The organism is Bacillus sp. SIMBA_154 (assembly GCF_046536015.1).
In the GTDB taxonomy this organism is placed as follows: Bacteria; Bacillota; Bacilli; order Bacillales; family Bacillaceae; genus Bacillus; species Bacillus pumilus_P.
In genome coordinates, this window is record NZ_JAWJBV010000680.1 from 1 (window position 1) to 234 (window position 234).

At 47.0% G+C, this 234-nt stretch carries 1 protein-coding gene; it reads left to right on the forward strand.

The window, feature by feature from the left end:
* Window positions 1–4: 4 nt before the first annotated feature.
* On the forward strand, window positions 5–166 hold the full coding sequence (locus R0K30_RS23580; RefSeq protein ID WP_410613464.1) for a DUF3744 domain-containing protein: 162 nt from the start codon (window positions 5–7) through the stop codon (window positions 164–166).
* Window positions 167–234: the final 68 nt, after the last annotated feature.

Here is a 234-nt window from a genome sequence, read left to right on the forward strand (position 1 = left end):
AGCGGTGTATTTGCGCGAGCCATTATATCTGAAGGCCTTGAAATATGCAGGCATTCCGGTCGCACCAGGAGATCAGTTAGCTAATTTACAGCACCTCCCCTTAGATGACGAGGCAAAAGAGAAAATCGAACAGTGGATGGAAGCATCTGAGCATCAAACAGAGTAGATTGCAGCGCAGGATTTACTAGAAGTACGTGAGCTGAGCTTTGACTATCCGACAAGACCAAACACGCT